Source organism: Nostocoides japonicum T1-X7, assembly GCF_001046855.1.
Taxonomy (GTDB): domain Bacteria; phylum Actinomycetota; class Actinomycetes; order Actinomycetales; family Dermatophilaceae; genus Nostocoides; species Nostocoides japonicum.
This window is the reverse complement of the sequence record NZ_HF570958.1, coordinates 4,784,188-4,785,542: the sequence shown is the minus strand read 5'-3', so window position 1 is coordinate 4,785,542 and position 1,355 is coordinate 4,784,188. Positions and strand designations below refer to the sequence as shown.

Here is a 1,355-nt window from a genome sequence, read left to right as displayed (position 1 = left end):
CGCCGGAACGCCGGCGGCTCGACGTCGAGGACCTGCCCGCCGGCGACGAGGCCCGATCCGGGGTCGCGCAGGACGAGCCGGTCGCCCGGGGTGAGGGGCAGCGGCCGGGCGAGCGTGAGCCGAGCATGGTCCACGCCGAGGGGACGCACCCGAGCACGGACGGCGGCGGTGCCGACATGGACGCCGAGCCGCTCCGGCACCGTGTCGAGAGGTGGCCCGCTCACCCGCCGGATGTCGACGAGGGAGGTGGAGCGCCAGGCCCCGGGGCTGACGAGGGCGTCTCCCCGTCGGACGTCGGCCGCGGGAATGCCGCGGAGGTTGAGGGCCACCCGGCTCACCGGTCGCGCGACGGGGAGCGCCCGGCCCTCGCTCTGCAGCCCGCGGACGACGACCGTGCGCCCCGCGGCAGGTGTGAGGTTGTCGTGGTCGATATCGCGGCGGGACCACGGAAAGCCCGCACCTGCCGATCCTGGTCCGAGGAGCTCGAGGGCGTCGCCCGAGGCGATCGATCCCGCGGGCAGGGTCCCGGTGACGACGGTGCCGGCGCCGGTCACCGTGAAGGCCCGGTCGACCCACAGGCGGACGCGCGCGGACTCGGGGGGAGCAGGCTGCCGACCGAGCACCTCGTCGAGCGTGGACCGCAGGGCGTCGAGCCCGGCGCCCGTCGTGCCCGAGGCGACGACGGCGGGAGCGTCGCGCAGACCCGTGCCCGCGAGCTCCTCGCGCACCTGGGCGAGAACCTCCGCGACGCGTCCCACCGGTGCGAGGTCCGCACGGCTGAGGACGACGACCCCGGCATCGATGCCGAGGGCCTCGACGGCGTCGCGGTGGTCGCCCGACTGGGCACGCCATCCCTCGTCCGCGGCGACGACGAAGAGGACGACCGGAGCCGGGCCGAGGCCGGCGAGCATGTTCCCGAGGAACCGCTCGTGGCCCGGGACGTCGACGAACGCCACGTCCCGGCCGGACGGCAGTGTAGTCCAGGCGAACCCGAGGTCGATCGTGAGCCCGCGCCGGCGCTCCTCCTCCCACCGGTCCGGCTCCATGCCGGTGAGGGCCCGGACGAGGGTGCTCTTCCCGTGGTCGACGTGCCCGGCCGTCGCGACGACGTGCACCTCACCGCTCCGCGCGGGACTCGACGACGGCCAGGGCGCGCCGGGCCGCCTCGAGGAGCCGCTCGTCGTAGCGGTCGGGGACGCACCGGAGGTCGAGGAGGCAGGCCCCGTCGTGGACGCGGGGGAGGACGGCCGGGTCGCCCTGCCGCAACGGCCCGGCGACGGCCTCGGGGAGGCGGACCGCCCACCCGGGCAACGGCATACCGGGTGCCCCGCCTCCCCCGACCCGACCGTCGTGGG

Annotated in this window: 1 protein-coding gene and 1 pseudogene; both read right to left on the bottom strand. The window is 76.8% G+C overall.

The features are described from left to right. Positions 1-1,115, bottom strand: a 1,115-nt coding sequence (gene selB, locus BN12_RS21735; RefSeq protein ID WP_048556746.1) for a selenocysteine-specific translation elongation factor, incomplete at its 3' end; no start/stop codon positions are given. Between the two features lies 1 nt (position 1,116). Continuing rightward, positions 1,117-1,355, bottom strand: a pseudogene (locus BN12_RS21730) (L-seryl-tRNA(Sec) selenium transferase); the annotation flags it as partial.